Annotated in this window: 14 protein-coding genes; 2 read left to right on the forward strand and 12 right to left on the reverse strand. The window is 62.2% G+C overall.

The window, feature by feature from the left end; all coding sequences use genetic code 11:
* Positions 1-5: 5 nt before the first annotated feature.
* From BM364_RS12885 to BM364_RS12935, 12 genes are all read right to left on the reverse strand, one after another.
* A complete protein-coding gene (locus BM364_RS12885; RefSeq protein WP_092425194.1) occupies positions 6-1,223 on the reverse strand; it encodes a phosphopentomutase in 1,218 nt (405 codons plus the stop codon).
* A gap of 128 nt (positions 1,224-1,351) precedes the next feature.
* Positions 1,352-2,665: a thymidine phosphorylase gene (gene deoA / locus BM364_RS12890; protein WP_092425196.1), complete on the reverse strand. Its 1,314-nt coding sequence runs from the start codon at positions 2,663-2,665 to the stop codon at positions 1,352-1,354.
* 148 nt (positions 2,666-2,813) lie between these two features.
* Positions 2,814-5,180: an aldehyde dehydrogenase family protein gene (locus BM364_RS12895; protein WP_092425198.1), complete on the reverse strand. Its 2,367-nt coding sequence runs from the start codon at positions 5,178-5,180 to the stop codon at positions 2,814-2,816.
* A gap of 194 nt (positions 5,181-5,374) precedes the next feature.
* Positions 5,375-6,367 carry a deoxyribose-phosphate aldolase gene (deoC, locus tag BM364_RS12900; protein ID WP_092425199.1) on the reverse strand — a complete coding sequence of 331 codons (993 nt, stop codon included), beginning with the start codon at positions 6,365-6,367 and terminating at the stop codon, positions 5,375-5,377.
* Entirely contained in the window at positions 6,364-7,158 is a 795-nt protein-coding gene (locus tag BM364_RS12905) for a purine-nucleoside phosphorylase (protein ID WP_092425201.1), read from the reverse strand. The genes deoC and BM364_RS12905 overlap by 4 nt, the downstream gene beginning before the upstream one ends.
* 183 nt (positions 7,159-7,341) lie before the next feature.
* Positions 7,342-7,746: a cytidine deaminase gene (locus BM364_RS12910; protein ID WP_092425363.1), complete on the reverse strand. Its 405-nt coding sequence runs from the start codon at positions 7,744-7,746 to the stop codon at positions 7,342-7,344.
* Between the two features lie 174 nt (positions 7,747-7,920).
* Positions 7,921-8,886 (reverse strand): ABC transporter permease, encoded by a 966-nt coding sequence (locus tag BM364_RS12915; protein WP_092425203.1) that lies wholly within the window; start codon positions 8,884-8,886, stop codon positions 7,921-7,923.
* Between the two features lies 1 nt (position 8,887).
* Positions 8,888-10,018, reverse strand: a complete 1,131-nt coding sequence (locus BM364_RS12920; RefSeq protein ID WP_092425205.1) for an ABC transporter permease — start codon at positions 10,016-10,018, stop codon at positions 8,888-8,890.
* The gene (locus BM364_RS12925) at positions 10,015-11,625 is read right to left on the reverse strand and encodes an ABC transporter ATP-binding protein (protein WP_092425364.1); all 1,611 of its coding nucleotides are present in this window, start codon (positions 11,623-11,625) and stop codon (positions 10,015-10,017) included. The genes BM364_RS12920 and BM364_RS12925 overlap by 4 nt, the downstream gene beginning before the upstream one ends.
* A gap of 30 nt (positions 11,626-11,655) precedes the next feature.
* Positions 11,656-12,660, reverse strand: coding sequence for a BMP family lipoprotein (locus BM364_RS12930; protein WP_092425207.1), 1,005 nt, complete (start codon positions 12,658-12,660; stop codon positions 11,656-11,658).
* A gap of 163 nt (positions 12,661-12,823) precedes the next feature.
* A complete protein-coding gene (locus BM364_RS18790; protein ID WP_280140651.1) occupies positions 12,824-12,946 on the reverse strand; it encodes a hypothetical protein in 123 nt (40 codons plus the stop codon).
* A 120-nt stretch (positions 12,947-13,066) separates the two neighbouring features.
* Positions 13,067-13,528 carry an SRPBCC family protein gene (locus BM364_RS12935; RefSeq protein ID WP_092425209.1) on the reverse strand — a complete coding sequence of 154 codons (462 nt, stop codon included), beginning with the start codon at positions 13,526-13,528 and terminating at the stop codon, positions 13,067-13,069.
* Positions 13,529-13,769: 241 nt separating this feature from the next.
* On the opposite strand from BM364_RS12935, the gene BM364_RS12940 reads away from it, so the two are divergent.
* Together BM364_RS12940 and BM364_RS12945 are read left to right on the forward strand one after the other, a co-directional pair.
* Complete coding sequence (locus BM364_RS12940; RefSeq protein ID WP_092425211.1) at positions 13,770-14,990, forward strand: cell surface protein; 1,221 nt, start codon at positions 13,770-13,772, stop codon at positions 14,988-14,990.
* Between the two features lie 99 nt (positions 14,991-15,089).
* Positions 15,090-16,019 (forward strand): DUF6384 family protein, encoded by a 930-nt coding sequence (locus BM364_RS12945; protein WP_244542863.1) that lies wholly within the window; start codon positions 15,090-15,092, stop codon positions 16,017-16,019.
* Positions 16,020-16,022 lie beyond the last annotated feature (3 nt).

A 16,022-nucleotide genomic window follows, 5' to 3' on the forward strand; every position in this document is an offset into this window, starting at 1 on the left:
CTCGTTCAAAGGAAAGATTTGCCGTGGCGGCCGGGCGCAAGTCCCAGCCAGGCGGCTATGCTTTCCCCAATATCGGCCAAGCTTGACCTTATGCCAATCTCTCCTTTTGGGAGGGCTGGGGAAAAGACGAGGATCGGCACCTGTTCTCGCGTGTGATCGCTCCCCGGCCAGGTCGGATCATTGCCGTGGTCGGCGGTGAGCACCAAAAGATCGTCGTGCCGCATCTTGGCAATGATCTCAGGCAAGCGCCGGTCGAAGAGTTCCAGAGCGGCGGCATAGCCGGGCACGTCGCGGCGATGGCCGTATTCTGAATCGAAGTCCACGAAATTGGTCATGATGAACGCCCGATCCGCGGCCATTTCCATAGCGTCGAGCGTCTTGTCGAAGAGCTGGGGGATGCCGGTGCCCTTGATCTTGTGGGTGACGCCGGACCCGGCATAGATGTCCGAGATTTTTCCCACCGCATAGACCTGATTGCCAGCCGCGGCATTGCGATCGAGCAGGGTCGGCTCGGGCGGGGCGATGGCAAAATCACGGCGATTGCCGGTGCGCTTGAAGCTTTCCGGCGTTTCGCCAATAAAGGGCCGGGCGATGACGCGGCCAACATTGAGCGGGGCGGTCAATTCGAAGGCGATCTGGCAGATCTCATAAAGTCGCTCGAGCCCGAAATGAGTTTCGTGCGCGGCGATCTGGAAGACGCTGTCGATCGAAGTGTAGCAGATCGGCTTGCCGGAGCGGATATGCTCCTCGCCCTGCTCCGCGATGATTGTCGTGCCCGAGGCATGTTTGTCGCCGAGAATGCCGGGGAGACCGGCGCGACGGATGAATTCGGCGGTGAGTTCGGGAGGAAAACTGGGTTCGGTCTGGGGAAAATAACCCCACTCGAACGGCACGGGCACGCCGGCAATCTCCCAATGGCCCGAGGGCGTATCCTTGCCCTTCGATATCTCGCGGCCGACACCGAAGCGTCCACCGAGCGGGGTATCGGAAAAATTGGGTGGCAGGGTGCCGGTCGAGAGTTTTACAGCCGCGCCAAGCCCGAGCGCATCCATGTTGGGCACATGGAGCGGCCCCGAGCGCAGACTGGGCCGATCGGCCTTGCCTGCAGCAGCCCATTCGGCGATGTGGCCGACCGTATTGGCTCCGACATCGCCATAGGCGGCAGCATCCGGCGCGCCGCCAATTCCGACGCTATCGAGAAGGCATACAATGGCGCGGGGCATGATGACATTCCTCGGTTCTCTCGGGCGCCGTCATTGCCCGGCTCGTCCGGGCAATCCAACTTGTCGTTTGCGCGGCGCCATTTTCTAAATCACCCGGACAAGTCGGGTGATGACGGCGCGGCTTCATCTCATAAAACGCGTTCGGCGATCAATGGATTGTCGGGGCCCGCGGAGCCGATGCGATAGGCGGCGAGAAGACGGCGCTCCGCCTCTTCGGCAGCATCCTGGTCGGCCGCATGCACGCGGGCAATGGGCATGTCGGGCGTTACGCGCACGCCGAGCGGCAACAGACGGTCAAATCCGACGCGATGATCGATGGGGTCGCCCGGGCGGGTTCGCCCGCCTCCGAGAGCAACGACGGCCATGCCGACCTGGCGTGTATCGATCATCGAAATCAGTCCTTCGGCCGGCGCCATGACATCGCGGACGACAGGCGCCGGGGCCAGATAGCCATCGATGGCTTCGACGAAATCTGCAGGGCCGCCGAGCGCGTGGACCATGATGGAAAAGCGCTCGGTTGCCCTTCCGCTTTCAAGCGCCGATTGCGCCAGAAGCCGCCCGGCATCCTGGGTCGGGGCCTTGTCCGTCATCACGGCCAGTTCCGCGCAAAGGGCGAGCGTAACCTCGCGGACGCGCCAATCCTGGTGCTTGCCGGTAAGAAAATCCACCGCATTGCGCATTTCAAGACCATTGCCCGCAGCGCTCGCCAGGGGCTCGTCCATGTCCGTGATCAGCGCCCCTGTCTTGAGGCCAGCCTCGTTGGCGACGGCCACCAGGCTCTCGGCCAGCGCACGGGACTGTTCGAGCGTCGGCATGAAGGCGCCAGAGCCCGTCTTGACGTCGAGCATCAGCGCCCCAAGCCCCGCGGCCAGCTTTTTGGAAAGGATCGAGGCGGTGATGAGGGGGATTGAGTCGACCGTTCCCGTCACGTCGCGAATGGCATAAAGCGTCTTGTCGGCCGGAGCGAGATCGCCCGTCTGGCCGATGATGGCGCAGCCTGCTTCCTTTACGGCCCAGCGAAACAGCGCGTTATCAGGCTGGGTCTGATAGCCGGGGATGGAATCGAACTTGTCGAGCGTGCCGCCGGTGTGCCCCAGGCCGCGCCCGGAAATCATCGGCACATAGATGCCCATGGCGGCAAGGATCGGGGCGAGCATCAGGCTCACATTGTCCCCTACCCCCCCGGTCGAGTGCTTGTCGGCAACCGGGCCATCGAGATCGGACCAATTGAGCACCGAGCCGCTGTCGCGCATGGCAAGGGTCAGCGCTACCCGCTCGTCCATGCTCATATCTTGAAAATATACCGCCATAGCAAAGGCAGCCGCCTGGGCTTCTGACACCGTGCCTTGGGCAAAGCCGGCGACGAAACGGGCAATTTCGTCCTTCGACAGCGCCGCGCCATCGCGTTTTTTGAGGATCGTTTCTTGGGGGAGGAAGACCATCAGCTTCTCGGTTGTTCTCGCCCCCTCACCCGCCCTTCGGGCACCCTCTCCCCGAGAGGGAGAGGAACGGCTCAGGGGACTTGGCGAGAGTGGATCCAGTTCTTCTCCCTCTTGGGGAGAAGGTGGCGCGTAGCGCCGGATGAGGGGGTTACGCCCCGTAAGGAATCCACACGTTCTTCACCTGCGTTGCCTTGCCAAGGAAATAATCGCCTGCAAAGCGCGGATCGGCGAGGTCATAGTCGAGCCCCCGGCTGGTCCAGGTCTGTTTCAAATTCCCCACCGACGCCTTTTCGACCATGGCGGAGGCTTCCGCAGAACCGGCAAACCAGAGGCCATCGACGCCATCATGCTCGGCCAGGGTCTTGGCCAGAGCTGTGCTGTCGCCGGTGACGATGTTGACGACGCCGGAAGGAACGTCCGAGGTTTCAAGCACCTGGTAGAAATCGGTCATCGACAGCGGGGCGCGCTCCGAGGGGACAAGCACCACGGTATTGCCCATGGCAAGCGCCGGGGCGATCAGGGCGATCGAGCCGAGAAGTGGTCTTGTGGATGGCGCGACAATGCCCAGCACGCCGAGCGGTTCGACCATGGCGGCCGCAATGGCGCGGGTTGGCGGATTGTGCACGGCGCCATCATATTTGTCGGCCCAGCCGGCAAAGGCGAAGAGCCGTTCGACCGCCAGGTCCACCTCTTCTTCGCCATCCGTCCCGGTCTGGCTTTTGATCCGCGCGGCGAATTCGCTGCGGCGATAGTCGAGATTTTCAGCAAGGTAATAAAGGATCTGCGCGCGGGTGTGTGCGGCCGTCGTGCCCCAGCCGAGGGCCGCGCGGGCAGATTCCACCGCATTGCGGATGTCTTTGCGATTGCCATCGCCCACTTCGCCCACAAGCGCGCCGGAGGGCCCGGACACGGGGCGGTTGTAGCCGCTATCGGGGCGAGCCTGCTTGCCGCCAATATACATTTTGGCCGTCTGGTCGAGATGGGGGGCGTCGAAGGGATTGGCAGGTTTCGTCGTCACGGCCACGGCGGCGGGAGCAGGCTTTAAATCCTTCTCCCAGCTCGGCTTGAGATAGGCGCTCATGCCTTCGCGACCGCCTTCCCGGCCATAGCCGCTTTCCTTGTAGCCGCCGAAGCCTACAGCCGCATCGAACTGATTGGTGCCGTTGATCCAGATGACGCCGGCCTTGAGTTTCGGCGCGATGTCGAGGGCGAGATTGATGTTCTCGCTCCAGAGCGTTGCTGCAAGGCCATAGCGGGTGTTGTTGGCCAGGGCGACCGCTTCTTCGGGCGTGCGGAAACTCATGGCAACCAGCACCGGTCCGAAGATTTCTTCGGCGACGAGGGTATTGGCGGGCGAGACGTTGGTCACGAGGGCCGGCTTGAGGAAACAGCCATTGGCCGGGACCGCGCCATCGGGCTCATAGACCACGGCGCCTTCTGCAACCCCGCGCTTCATGAGGTCGCGAATGCGCTCGACCTGCACCGGGGCCACGAGCGCGCCGATGTCGATGGATTTATCGAGCGGATCGCCGACGCGAAGCTTGGCCATGCGCGCCTTGACCTTGGCGATGAAGCGCTCTTCGATGCTCTCCTGCACAAGGAGCCGCGAACCGGCGCAGCAGACCTGGCCCTGATTGAACCAGATTGCTTCGACGAGGCCCTCGACGGCGCTGTCGAGATCGGCATCCTCGAAGACGATATAGGGCGACTTGCCGCCCAGTTCGAGCGAGAGGCCCTTGCCGGACCCCGCCGTTGCCGCACGGATGATCTTTCCCACTTCGGTCGAGCCGGTGAAGGCGATCTTGTCGACATCCGGATGGTTGACCAGCGCTGCGCCGGTATCGCCCTCGCCAGTGACGATATTGACGACGCCCTTGGGCAGGCCGACACGCTCGCAAATCTCGGCAAAAAGCAGAGCGGTAAGCGAGGTAAATTCTGCGGGTTTTAAGACCACCGTGTTCCCTGCGGCAAGCGCGGGAGCGATCTTCCAGGCCAGCATCAGCAGCGGAAAATTCCACGGGATGATCTGGCCGCAGACGCCATAGGGCACGTGCTCGGGAAATTCCCGCGTCAGATGCGTCGCCCAGCCGGCATGATGGTAAAAGTGGCGCGCGACGAGCGGAATGTCGGCATCGCGGCTTTCACGGATCGGCTTGCCATTGTCCATGGTATCGAGCACGGCGAAAAGCCGCGCATGCTTCTGGATCATGCGGGCGATGGCATAGAGATATCTGCCGCGCTTGTAGCCGGGCAGCGCGCTCCAGGCCGGGAAGGCGGCGCGGCCAGCACTCACGGCTGCATCCACATCGGACGCGGTGCCATCGGTGATTTCGGCAAGCAGTTCGCCGCTTGCCGGATTGGTCGAGGCAAAGGTCTTGCCCGGTTCGGTCCAGGCCCCATCGATGAAGTGGCCGAAGCGGCGGGCCTTGCTCTCCAGCCAGGCATCGGCCTTGTCCGGCGTTTCTGGGGCGGGGCCGTATTCGAGGTTCTCGAAGATCTGTGCGATTTTGTTCATTGGTGGCCTCCTTCAGAGTGCCGAAAAAGTCCGCATTTAAGGCGAGATCCCCCTCACCCGCCCTTCGGGCACCCTCTCCCCGAGAGGGAGAGGAATGGCTCCGTGCCTGCCTCTGGAGTGGAGCCCTATTCTTCTCCCTCTCGGGGAGAAGGTGGCGCGTAGCGCCGGATGAGGGGGCCCAACCCCTTGCTCAATCACACCATTGGCTGGCGATAGTCGGCTGCGTAGTGGCCAGTCAGGCCATGCTCCAACTGACGCTCGATATCGGTCAGCAGGCTCGACGCACCGAAGCGGAAGAGGTGTGGTTGCAGCCACTCATTGCCCAGCTCTTCCTTCATCAGCGCCATATATTTCAGCGCATCGCCAGCCGTCGCGATACCGCCAGCCGGCTTGTAACCGATCTCGATGCCGGTTTCTTCGGCAAACCAGCGGATCATGCGGATCATGGTCAGCGAGGTGACGAGATTGGCGTTGACCTTTTCCTTGCCGGTCGAGGTCTTGATGAAGTCGGCGCCCGCCAGCATGCAGACGAGCGAAGCCTTGGCGATGTTGGTCTGGGTGGCGAGTTCGCCGGTTCCGAGAATGGTCTTGATATGCGCATCGCCACAGGCCTTGCGGAAGGCGCGGACCTGATCGTAGAGCGCCTGCCAATCGCCGCGCAGGACCATGCCGCGCTCGATGACGATGTCGATTTCCTTCGCGCCGTCTTTCACCGAAGCCTCGATCTCGGCGATCTTGGTTTCGACAGGCGCCAGGCCATGGGGAAAGGCGGTCGAGACGGCAGCAACGGGGATGCCCGTACCGTCGAGCGCATCGACGGCGGTCCTGACGAAGGTGTGGTAGACGCAGACGGCGCCGGGCAGGATGCGCAAATTGCCGACGCCGAGCTTTTCCACGATGTCGGCGCGCAAGGGATTGCGCGCCTTGGCGCAAAGGCGCTCGACGCGCCCCGGCGTGTCGTCGGCGTTGAGCGTCGTCAGGTCGACAAAAGTAATCGCCTTGAGAAGCCAGGCGAGCTGATAATCCTTCTTGACCGTTCGCCGCGCGCCAATCGATCCCGCGCGGCGTTCGAGCGCCGAGCGGTTCATGCGCACCCGTTCCACCCAATCGAGGTCGAGCGGATAGCCAGGATTGCGCTTATGCGCGGGCTCCTGGGGCCTTGTGGTGTCGACGACCTTGAGACTCATAGCTCCTCCACCAGGGCCGGGATCAGCTTTTGGAGCTTCCCTGCCCCCTGCACCGCCATGGTCTTGGTATGCTCATGGCTGATGTTTTCGTTCGACAGGCCCGCGCCCATATTGGTGATGGACGAGCAGGCCCACACTTTCATGCCAAGAAACCGTCCCAGGATAACTTCCGGAGCGGTCGACATCCCAACGGCATTGGCGCCAAGCCGAATGGCCATCTGGATTTCGGCCACCGTTTCAAAGCTTGGGCCAGAATACCAGAGATAGATCCCCTCGCCCACGCTGATGCCGAGCTTTTCGGCGGCAGCCTTGGCCTTGGCGCGCAGTTCGCCATTATAGCAATCGACCATGTTCACAAAGCGGCGGTCGGTGGGCTCCCCGATCAGCGGGTTCATGCCGGCATAGTTGATGTGATCGGAAATCAGCATGAGATCGCCGGGCGCAAAACGCTCATCGAGCGAACCGGCCGAATTGGTGAGCAGCAGCGTTTCGGCCCCGAGTTCGGCCATGGTCTCGAGCGCGGGGCGCATGGCGGCGGCATTGCCGTGTTCATAATAATGTTCGCGCCCGGTCAGGATGGCAATGCGCTTGCCCCCCATGGATCCGACGAGAAGATCGCGACCATGACCGGACACGCCCGTTCCCGGGAAATCCTTGAGCTCGCCGTAGGGGATAGTGACCTTGTCCTTGAGCAGGTCGCCGACGGCCGAAAGGCCTGAGCCGAGCACCAGCGCTGCAGCGATGGGTTCATCACCGGCGATCTTGCGGATGGTTTTGGCGGCTTTGGTCATGTTTTTGGTCTTCTCAGCTCGGACAATTTGATGCGGTAAAAGAGTGCAGCCCCCTCACCCTAGCCCTCTCCCCAAAGGGGCAAGGGGACGATGGCTTCACGGCCGGTGCTGACACCGACGCAGCTCCTTTGGTCCCTGCGTCCCCTCGCCCCTTTGGGGAGAGGGTCAGGGTGAGGGGCAAATTCACTTTCCCAGAAACTCCGGCCCGAAACTATGGGGCAAAAGTTGTCCCAGCGTCTGGATCAGCGGTTCGCCATCCACCCCATGAGATACCACCTCCACATCGAGGTCGGCAAATTCGCGGATGCGCTGGCGGCAGCCGCCGCAGGGGGTGACGGGCATTGTGCCGGGGCCGGTGACATAGATGCGCTTGATGCGGGTGCCGCCGCCGGCAATCATCGCCGCGATTGCACTCGGCTCGGCACAATTGCCCACCGGATAAGCGGCGTTTTCGACATTGCAGCCGGAATAGATCTTGCCATCATCGGCAAGGATGGCGGCCCCGACCTGAAAATTGGAGTAAGGCGCATAAGCCCGGGCGCGAACGGCCTCCGCGGCGGCGAAGAGGGTTTTGTCGACTGTGGTCATATTCATCGTTCTCCTCCCTCCCTTCTCCCCTGAGGGGAGAAGGTGGCCCGAAGGGCCGGATGAGGGGTTCAGATCAGGATCGAGCCGCATCGCTTTCACCCCTTACCCCAGCTTTACCAGGTCGCTGCGCTCCCGGCGGTGCTACCCTCTCCCCTGAGGGGCGAGGGTACGGAGCTACCGCTCCTTGGTATAGGGCACGCCGCCGGCCTTTGGCCCTACGGCTTTGCCGATGAAGCCGGCGAGCAGCACGACGGTCAGCACATAAGGCAGCGCCTGGATGGCCTGAACCGGGATTTCCACGCCACCAAGCTGGGCGCCCTGGAGACGGATCTGCAAGGCATCGAGGAAGCCGAAAAGCAGGCAGGTGAACATGGCCGGCACCGGCTTCCACTTGGCAAAGATCAGCGCGGCGAGCGCGATATAGCCCTTGCCTGCGGTCATGTTGTTGCCGAAACCCGAGCCCTGCGCGATCGAGAAATACGCTCCGGCAAGGCCGCAAAGCAGGCCCGTGATGATGATTGCCTGATAGCGCTGCAGAACCACGGAAATGCCGGCCGTATCCACCGCCTTGGGGTTTTCGCCCACGGCGCGCAGCCGCAGCCCGAACCGGGTGCGGTAAAGCACGAAGGCGGTGACGGCCACCATGATGAAGCCGATATAAACGAGGATATAGTGGCCCGAAATCAGCTCGGCATAGATGGGGCCGATGATCGGCACACCCGCAAGCTCGTTGGCAAAAGGCAAGGTGATGGGTTCGAAGCGCCCCCCAGGCCCCAGCGGCGGAGTGCGTCCGCCTTGGGAAAACCAGGTCTGCCCCAGAAAGGTGGTCATGCCTGCCGCCAGCATGTTGATGGCGACGCCGGCGATCAGCTGATTGCCCTTGAGCGTGATCGATGCGGCACCCTGCAGCAGGGTTGTTGCAAGCGACACGCCCATGCCGGCCATCAGCCCGAGCCAGGCCGAACCGGTGACTGCAGCCACGGCGCCCGCTGCGAAAGCTGCCGCCAGCATCTTGCCTTCGAGCCCGATATCGAAAATGCCGGCCCGTTCCGAATAAAGCCCAGCCAGACAGGCGAGCAGAAGCGGGGTCGACAGGCGGATCGTGGCATCGAGAATGGAGAGGATCGCAAACAGGTCCATCTCAGCTCTCCGGCTTGGCGGTAGAGACCGCGATAGCTTCGGTTTTCTGCTCGGGCCCCATCAACATGAAGGCGCGTTCGAGCGAAGGCCGGAAAAGCCCTTCCATGGCGCCGGTGAAGAGGATCACGAGAGCCTGGATGACGACGATCATTTCGCGGGTGATGCCGGGAATGACGAATTGCAGCTCCTGCCCACCCTGATAGAGCGCTCCGAACAACAGAGCCGCCAAGGCGATGCCGATCGGATGGTTGCGGCCCATCAGCGCCACGGCAATGCCCACAAAGCCCGCGCCCGCCACATAGTCGAGCACGAGACGGTTCTGCACGCCCATGACTTCGTTGATCGCCACCATGCCGGCCAGCGCGCCAGAAATGGTCATGGTGATCATGATCATCCTGGAGTTGGATATGCCGGCATAGCGCGAGGCCGTCGGATTGGCGCCGAGCACGCGCATGGCATAGCCGAACTTGGTGTGCCAGATCAGGATATAGACCCCGATCAGCGCCGCGATGGCCACGACGATGGACAGATTGACCGGCGAATAACCGAAAAAGCTCAGGAACTGGCGCAGCTGCGGCACGCGCCCGTCGACTGCGATGGTTGCCGATTCAGGAGCCATGGTCGTTGCGGGCTTGAGCACGCGGTTGACCATATAAACCATCAAAGCCGCGGCAATGAAGTTGAACATGATGGTGGTGATGACGACATGGCTGCCGCGCTTGGCCTGCAGCCAGCCGGGCACGAAGGCCCAGAAGCCACCCATGGCCCCTGCGGCGATGATGGCGGCGGGCATGGCGATGAGCCAATGGGTCTGGTCGAGCGCCAGCGCCACGACGATGGCCCCGAGCCCGGCGACATAGGCCTGCCCGTCCCCACCGATGTTGAAGAGCCCGGCATGGGCGGCGACCGCCACGGCAAGGCCGGTGAAGATGAAATTGGTCGCGTAGTAAAGGGTGTAGCCAAAGCCATCGCCATAGCCGAAGGCACCATAGATGATGACCTGGATGGCATGGAGCGGGTTTTCGCCGACAAAGAGCACGACGAGACCCGAAACGAGAAAGGCCATCAGGAGGTTGATGGCGGGCAAAAGGGCAATGTCGGCCCAGCGCGGAAGCGGTCTGCGGGCGCTCATGGGAGGGGTCCCTGTTCGGCTATGCCGAGACCGCGCGGGGCAGTCTCCTTATTAATGCCGGCCATCATCAGGCCCAGTTCGCCCTCGGTGGCGGTGGCCGGATCGGCCTCGCCGACGATGACGCCATCGAACATGACGAGGATGCGGTCGGCCAGCGAGCGGATCTCGTCGAGTTCGACTGAAACGAGCAGGATGGCCTTGCCCTCGTCGCGCATCTTGATGATTTCGTTGTGGATGAACTCGATGGCTCCGATATCAACGCCGCGCGTTGGCTGACCGATCACGAGCACATCGGGGTCCTGTTCCATTTCGCGTGCAAGAACGATCTTTTGCTGGTTACCGCCGGAAAACAGCGAACTCTTGAGATTGATATTGGCCGGCCGCACATCGAACAGCTTGACGTGATCGGCCGCGGCCTTTTTGGCGGCGGCGATATCAAGAAACGGTCCCGAGCCATAGGCGGGTTTGTCGTGATAGCCGAGGATTGCGTTTTCCCATTCGGCAAAGGTCGTCACGAGACCCATGCGCTGACGGTCTTCGGGCACGTGGGCAAGACCGGCCTTACGGGCGCGGGCTGCGCCATCGTCGCCTTCGAGCGCCAGCGGCTTGCCGTTGAGCACGACGGTGCCTGACTTCTGGTCGCGCATGCCGGTGATCGATTCAAGCAGCTCGGTCTGGCCATTGCCGGAAACGCCGGCGATGCCGACGATCTCGCCAGCACGAATGGCAAAGCTGACATCCTTGACGCGGGTAATGCCCATGTCGTCGGCGACTACTAGGTTCTGCACCTCAAGTAGGGTCTTGCCGGGATTGGCCGCGCTCTTGTCAACGCGCAGCAGCACCCGCCGGCCAACCATCAGTTCGGCCAGCTGTTCGGGACTGGTTTCGGCCGTCTTGACCGTTGCCACCATCTGGCCCTGACGCATGACCGAGACATTGTCGGTGATCGCCATGATTTCGCGCAGCTTGTGGGTGATCAGGATCACCGTCTTGCCCTGGTCGCGCAGGGTTTCGAGGACGCGAAAGAGGTCGTCCGCCTCTTTGGGGGTCAGAACCCCCGTGGGCTCGTCGAGAATAAGCGTTTCGGCGCCGCGATAGAGCGCCTTGAGGATTTCGACGCGCTGCTGCTGACCAACGGAAACATCCTCGATGATGGCATCGGGATCGACTTCCAGATCATATTCCTGCTCGAGCCGGTTCAGCTCCTTGCGGGCGCGCGTCAGGCTGGGCTTGAGAAAACCCGAATCCTCGGCGCCGAGCACGACGTTTTCGAGGACAGAAAAATTGTCGACCAGCATGAAGTGCTGGTGCACCATGCCGATCCCCAGCGCCAGTGCGTGGCGGCTGTCGGCGATCTCCTGCACCTGCCCGTTGACGCGGATCGTGCCGCTATCGGCGGTATAGAAGCCGTAGAGAATGGACATGAGCGTTGACTTGCCCGCGCCGTTTTCCCCCACGATGCCGTGGATAGTGCCGCGCTGGACCCGGAGGTCGATGTCCTTGTTGGCGTGAACTGCGCCGAACCGCTTGTTGATCTTTTCAAGTTCGATCGCCCAGCCGGCGGCCGGGGCGGCTGCAACGGTCGTGTCCGACCGTTGCGTGTTCATGGGGCCATCCTGGCTCATCGGATCTCGCTTTTAGAGCGGGCAGGACGAGTCGGTGGTGTAGTCATGCACGGCGATCTCGCCAGCGATGATCTTGGCCTTGTAGTCCTCGGCCGCTGCCGTCATCTCGTCGGTGATCAGTTCCTCGTTGAACTCGTCCACGGAATAGCCAACGCCATCTTCGGCAAGCCCAAGAATGGTCAGGCCGGGCTTGAACGTCGCATCGTCGGCTGCCTCGGTCAGGGCGTTCTGCACGGCCAGGTCGACGCGCTTGACCATGGAGGTCAGCACCGAACCAGGCTGCATGTAGTTCTGGTTGCTATCGACGCCGATCGAGAACTTGCCGGCATCCTTGGCCGCCTGCAGCACGCCGATTCCCGAACCGCCGGCAGCGGCAAAGATCACGTCCGCGCCAGAGTCGATGGCCGCCTTGGTCAATTCGCCTGCCGTGACCGGATCGTTCCAGGCGGCCGGCGTCGTGCCGGTGTAGTTTTCGATCAGGTTGATGTCGGGATTGACCGCGCGGGCGCCCTGGGCATAGCCGCAATAGAACTTGTGGATCAGTGGAACGTCCATGCCACCGATAAAGGCGACGCTGCCGGTTTCCGACTTCATGGCAGCCAGCACGCCCACGAGGTAGGAGCCGGTGTGCTCGTCGAACAGGATCGACTGAACGTTGGGCGCATCGACCACGGTGTCGAGCACGACGAAATTGGTGTCGGGGAATTCCGGTGCTACGGCGGTCAGGGCCGCGGTCCAGGAAAAGCCTGCCATGACGACCGGATTTGCACCCTGGCCGGCGAAGCGGCGCAGGGCCTGCTCACGCTGGGCATCGTTCTGCAGTTCAAGATCGACGAAATTTCCGCCGGTTTCCGCCTTCCAGGCCTGGCCGCCGTTGTACGCCGCTTCGTTGAACGACTTGTCGAATTTGCCACCAAGATCATAGATCAGGGCGGGATCGGCGAAGGCGGTGCCAGCCATCACCGCGCTCAGAGCGATGCCGCCAGCCACTGCCTTGGTCAGGATCGAAAATTTCATTGTTGTAGCTCCCTGTCTCGCTGCGGACCGGGAGACCCCTCGACGATCCGCATGCGCTGAAGAGCGATAAAATAGTGCAATCACGGCCTTCGCAAGAGGGACCGCGCAAGATTTTTCCGGATGGTCAAAATCTGAGGTGGATTGGCGAACGCCCGGACGCTTCCTACCAGCGCGCCAGCATGGCCGTAAAGAGCTCCGCCAGATCCATGTCGGCATAAAGGACAACGAGAACGGCAGCGGCGGCAAGCATATATAGGGCAAGGCTATCGCGGGACTGACTGGACATGTGCAATTCGACTTAAATTGTAGGGTCTGAAGCAGCAGTCTCTACAGGGTCACCCAGGGCGGGATTGTGGCCCCGAGGCGGCGCTTTGCGGCATGGTAAATGTTTGGTGAATAGGCGAATTCACCCCTCGATCGGCGTCACTTCGATGCCGGCGGCCTTGCCCATGCGGGTAAAGAACCCGTCGATGATGCGCTGTGCCGAATTGCCGACCAGCGCTTTCCCGAGCTTCATGATCTGGCCCGAAGCGCCGCCATGTGCGGTAAAGGTCAGGATGGTCTCTTCGCCTGTTCCGAACAGGACGACATCGGCGCTGCCCTCGGCAAGACCCAGCATGCCGCCCTTGCCCCGCCCCGAAAGGGTGTAGCTTTCCGCCGGCACGATGTTGGACAGCGCCAGCTCGCCCTGAAAGGTAGGATGCATCAGCCCCAGATTGACCTTGATCTCGAGATCGAGCGTATCGGGGCCGGACCAGGCGATCAGATTGCAGCCGGGAATGGCGGCCTTGAGCATGTCCGGATCGTTGAGGACCTGCCAGACGCGCATGCGCGATGCGCCCATTCTGTAGCGTCCACCGAATTCCATTCTGCTGTCTCCACCGAGCCCCCGTGAACCCACGTGTCTTTTGACCCGAGCGTCCCGTGCTGATCCTGTTTCGTTCACGCCGCCGGATGGCGCACTTTACGTGCGGCTTTTTCGCACCAATATGGACTAAATAGTTGCCCGGACGGGACGATGCAATTGTCAGCCGGGATCGCTCGGGCAATCTAGGGGTGAATGGCACCCGCCGGCAAATTCGTGCCGCATGATCCCAAGGGAGCAATGGATGACCGACCAAGTGACCACCGCCACGCCGCAGGCCGCAGCCCCCGCCGTGACAGAGCGGCCGCTGCAATATCTGGACAAGGCGGTAAACGCGATCCGGGATCTCGGCATCTGGCCGGAAAACCAGGGCGAGCAGCCGATCACCGGGCTCTTGAGCCAGATCACCGAACTCGACGAAACCCGCGTCATCCTGATCGGCCGGACCCTGAGCCAGGCCAGCGCCTTCAACGAAGTGGTGCGCGAACAGGTCGCCGCGATGAAGATCGCCGAGCGCTACGAGGACATCACCAAGGGTTTTGATTCCATCCGCGACGATGCCAAGATGCTGGTCGACCAGCTGGAAGACAACAAACTCGACTTCATGGAGCGCGTGTCCAATGCGTGGATGAAGGTGTCGCGCGGCGACATCGCCACCCGTTTCAACAAAATCCGCGACACCTATCTCGAGGTCACCCGCGATACCAAGGACCAGATCGACCGCGAGCAGACCATTCTCGAGGCCTATCGCGACTTCCGCGGCGCCCTCAAGCAATCCGAAGTGATGGCGCTTGAAGTGCTCGAAACCGCGGAACGGCATCTGGCGGAAAAAAAGAACGTCCTTCAGCGCGCCGCCGACGAACTGGCCGCTTATGCAGGCACGGTTCCGGCCGACCGCGCACGCCTCGAAATGGCCCGCGACGAGCGGCTGCGCGAGATGCAGAACGAGGAGAAGCGCTACCAGATCGCCAAGGACCTGTCGGACAACCTGACGATTTCCTACAACACCTCGGAAGTGGTGATGGCGCGGCTGATGCAGACCACCAATGCCAAGGAGCGCGTCTACCAGCAGTCGATCTCGTTCTTCTCAACCAATGAGACGGTGCTGACGGCGCTTTCGGCCTCGTTTACCGGCATGTTCGGGCTGCATGAATCGACCGAAACGCTCAACGCCATGAAGGAAGGCATGTCCAAGAGCCTCGAAACGCTCTCCGAGATCGGGGACAAGGTGCAGGAGCAGGCCGTGCGGGCCGGTTATGGACCGACCGTGAGGGCCGACGCCGTCAAGAAGCTCGTGGATTCCGTGGTCAACTTTCAGGAGCGCAGCCGCACCATCATCAACGAGATGCGTTTTGCCTCAACCAAGAACTCCGCCGAGATCCGCGATGCGGTGGAAGATGGCAAGCGCCGCCTCGCAACCCTTGCAGCCGAGGGCAATGCCCTGCTGCTCGACACCAAGAACTGATCGCATTGACCAATATCGACCATCGGGACGGCCCTGCCGGCTGTCCCGGAACATGCATGAGGGGCCCGGCGCCGGGTGGAAGACCTGAGGATGAGTGACGTGACAGCCAGACCGGCTGCCCCCCTCGACGAAGTCATGCTCGCCATGGATGTGGTGGATACCCTGCGCCACCGGCAGGATCTGGTGGCACGGGAACTGGACGGCGCGGCGCGCGAGGCGCAGCTGATCGAGCGCCTGCGCGAAATCTACCGCCAGCAGGGTATCGAAGTACCCGACCATATCCTGCGCCAGGGGGTCGAGGCGCTGGCGGAAAGCCGTTTTGCCTATGATCCGCCTGCGCCGGGTTTCGGCACGACGCTGGCCCGGCTCTATGTCTCCCGCCGGCGCTGGGGCAAGCCCGTGCTGATCGCGCTGGCGGCCGCTCTGGCCTTGGCAATAGGCTATTTCGGCGTGGTGCAGCCTTTTCAGGAGGGGCAGGCCCACAATGCGCGGGTCGAGCTGACCGAAGGCCTTCCGGCGCAGATGGATGCGCTCTACGAGACGATTTTCGAAGAAACCAAGGTGCAGCAGGCCGTCGTACAGGCCGACGCGCTCGTGACCCGCGGCAAAGCCTATGCTGCCGAAGGCAATCGTGCCGGTGCCGAAGATATCCTCATGCGCCTCACGGGCCTGCGCGACCAGCTCCGCCAGGAATATGTCGTCCGCGTCGTCAACCGGTCGGATCAGCAATCCGGTTTCTGGACTTTTCCGGAAGTGAACACGGACGCCACCAATTACTATCTCGTGGTAGAAGCGGTGGATCCGGACGGCAATGTTCTCGAGCTTCCGATCCGCAACGAGGAAAGCGGCGAGGTCGAGACTGTGTCCATCTGGGGCCAGCGGGTGCCCGAGGCGGTCTATGCCGCCGTTGCCGCCGACAAGCGCGACGATGGCATTATCCAGGCCAATGAAGTCGGCCGCAAATCCGATGGTTTTCTGGAAGTTGAATATATCATGCCGGTTCTGGGCGGCGCTGTGACGCGGTGGTAACGA

The sequence above is a fragment of the Devosia crocina genome (genome assembly GCF_900116545.1).
GTDB classification, from domain to species: Bacteria; Pseudomonadota; Alphaproteobacteria; order Rhizobiales; family Devosiaceae; genus Devosia; species Devosia crocina.

What these genes read in the sequence shown, in the direction of transcription:
- BM364_RS12885 (WP_092425194.1), bottom strand. Translation starts at nt 1,223, where the DNA reads ATGCCCCGCGCCATTGTATGCCTTCTCGATAGCGTCGGAATTGGCGGC.
- deoA (WP_092425196.1), bottom strand. Translation starts at nt 2,665, where the DNA reads ATGGTCTTCCTCCCCCAAGAAACGATCCTCAAAAAACGCGATGGCGCG.
- BM364_RS12895 (WP_092425198.1), bottom strand. Translation starts at nt 5,180, where the DNA reads ATGAACAAAATCGCACAGATCTTCGAGAACCTCGAATACGGCCCCGCC.
- deoC (WP_092425199.1), bottom strand. Translation starts at nt 6,367, where the DNA reads ATGAGTCTCAAGGTCGTCGACACCACAAGGCCCCAGGAGCCCGCGCAT.
- BM364_RS12905 (WP_092425201.1), bottom strand. Translation starts at nt 7,158, where the DNA reads ATGACCAAAGCCGCCAAAACCATCCGCAAGATCGCCGGTGATGAACCC.
- BM364_RS12910 (WP_092425363.1), bottom strand. Translation starts at nt 7,746, where the DNA reads ATGACCACAGTCGACAAAACCCTCTTCGCCGCCGCGGAGGCCGTTCGC.
- BM364_RS12915 (WP_092425203.1), bottom strand. Translation starts at nt 8,886, where the DNA reads ATGGACCTGTTTGCGATCCTCTCCATTCTCGATGCCACGATCCGCCTG.
- BM364_RS12920 (WP_092425205.1), bottom strand. Translation starts at nt 10,018, where the DNA reads ATGAGCGCCCGCAGACCGCTTCCGCGCTGGGCCGACATTGCCCTTTTG.
- BM364_RS12925 (WP_092425364.1), bottom strand. Translation starts at nt 11,625, where the DNA reads ATGAACACGCAACGGTCGGACACGACCGTTGCAGCCGCCCCGGCCGCC.
- BM364_RS12930 (WP_092425207.1), bottom strand. Translation starts at nt 12,660, where the DNA reads ATGAAATTTTCGATCCTGACCAAGGCAGTGGCTGGCGGCATCGCTCTG.
- BM364_RS18790 (WP_280140651.1), bottom strand. Translation starts at nt 12,946, where the DNA reads ATGTCCAGTCAGTCCCGCGATAGCCTTGCCCTATATATGCTTGCCGCC.
- BM364_RS12935 (WP_092425209.1), bottom strand. Translation starts at nt 13,528, where the DNA reads ATGGAATTCGGTGGACGCTACAGAATGGGCGCATCGCGCATGCGCGTC.
- BM364_RS12940 (WP_092425211.1), top strand. Translation starts at nt 13,770, where the DNA reads ATGACCGACCAAGTGACCACCGCCACGCCGCAGGCCGCAGCCCCCGCC.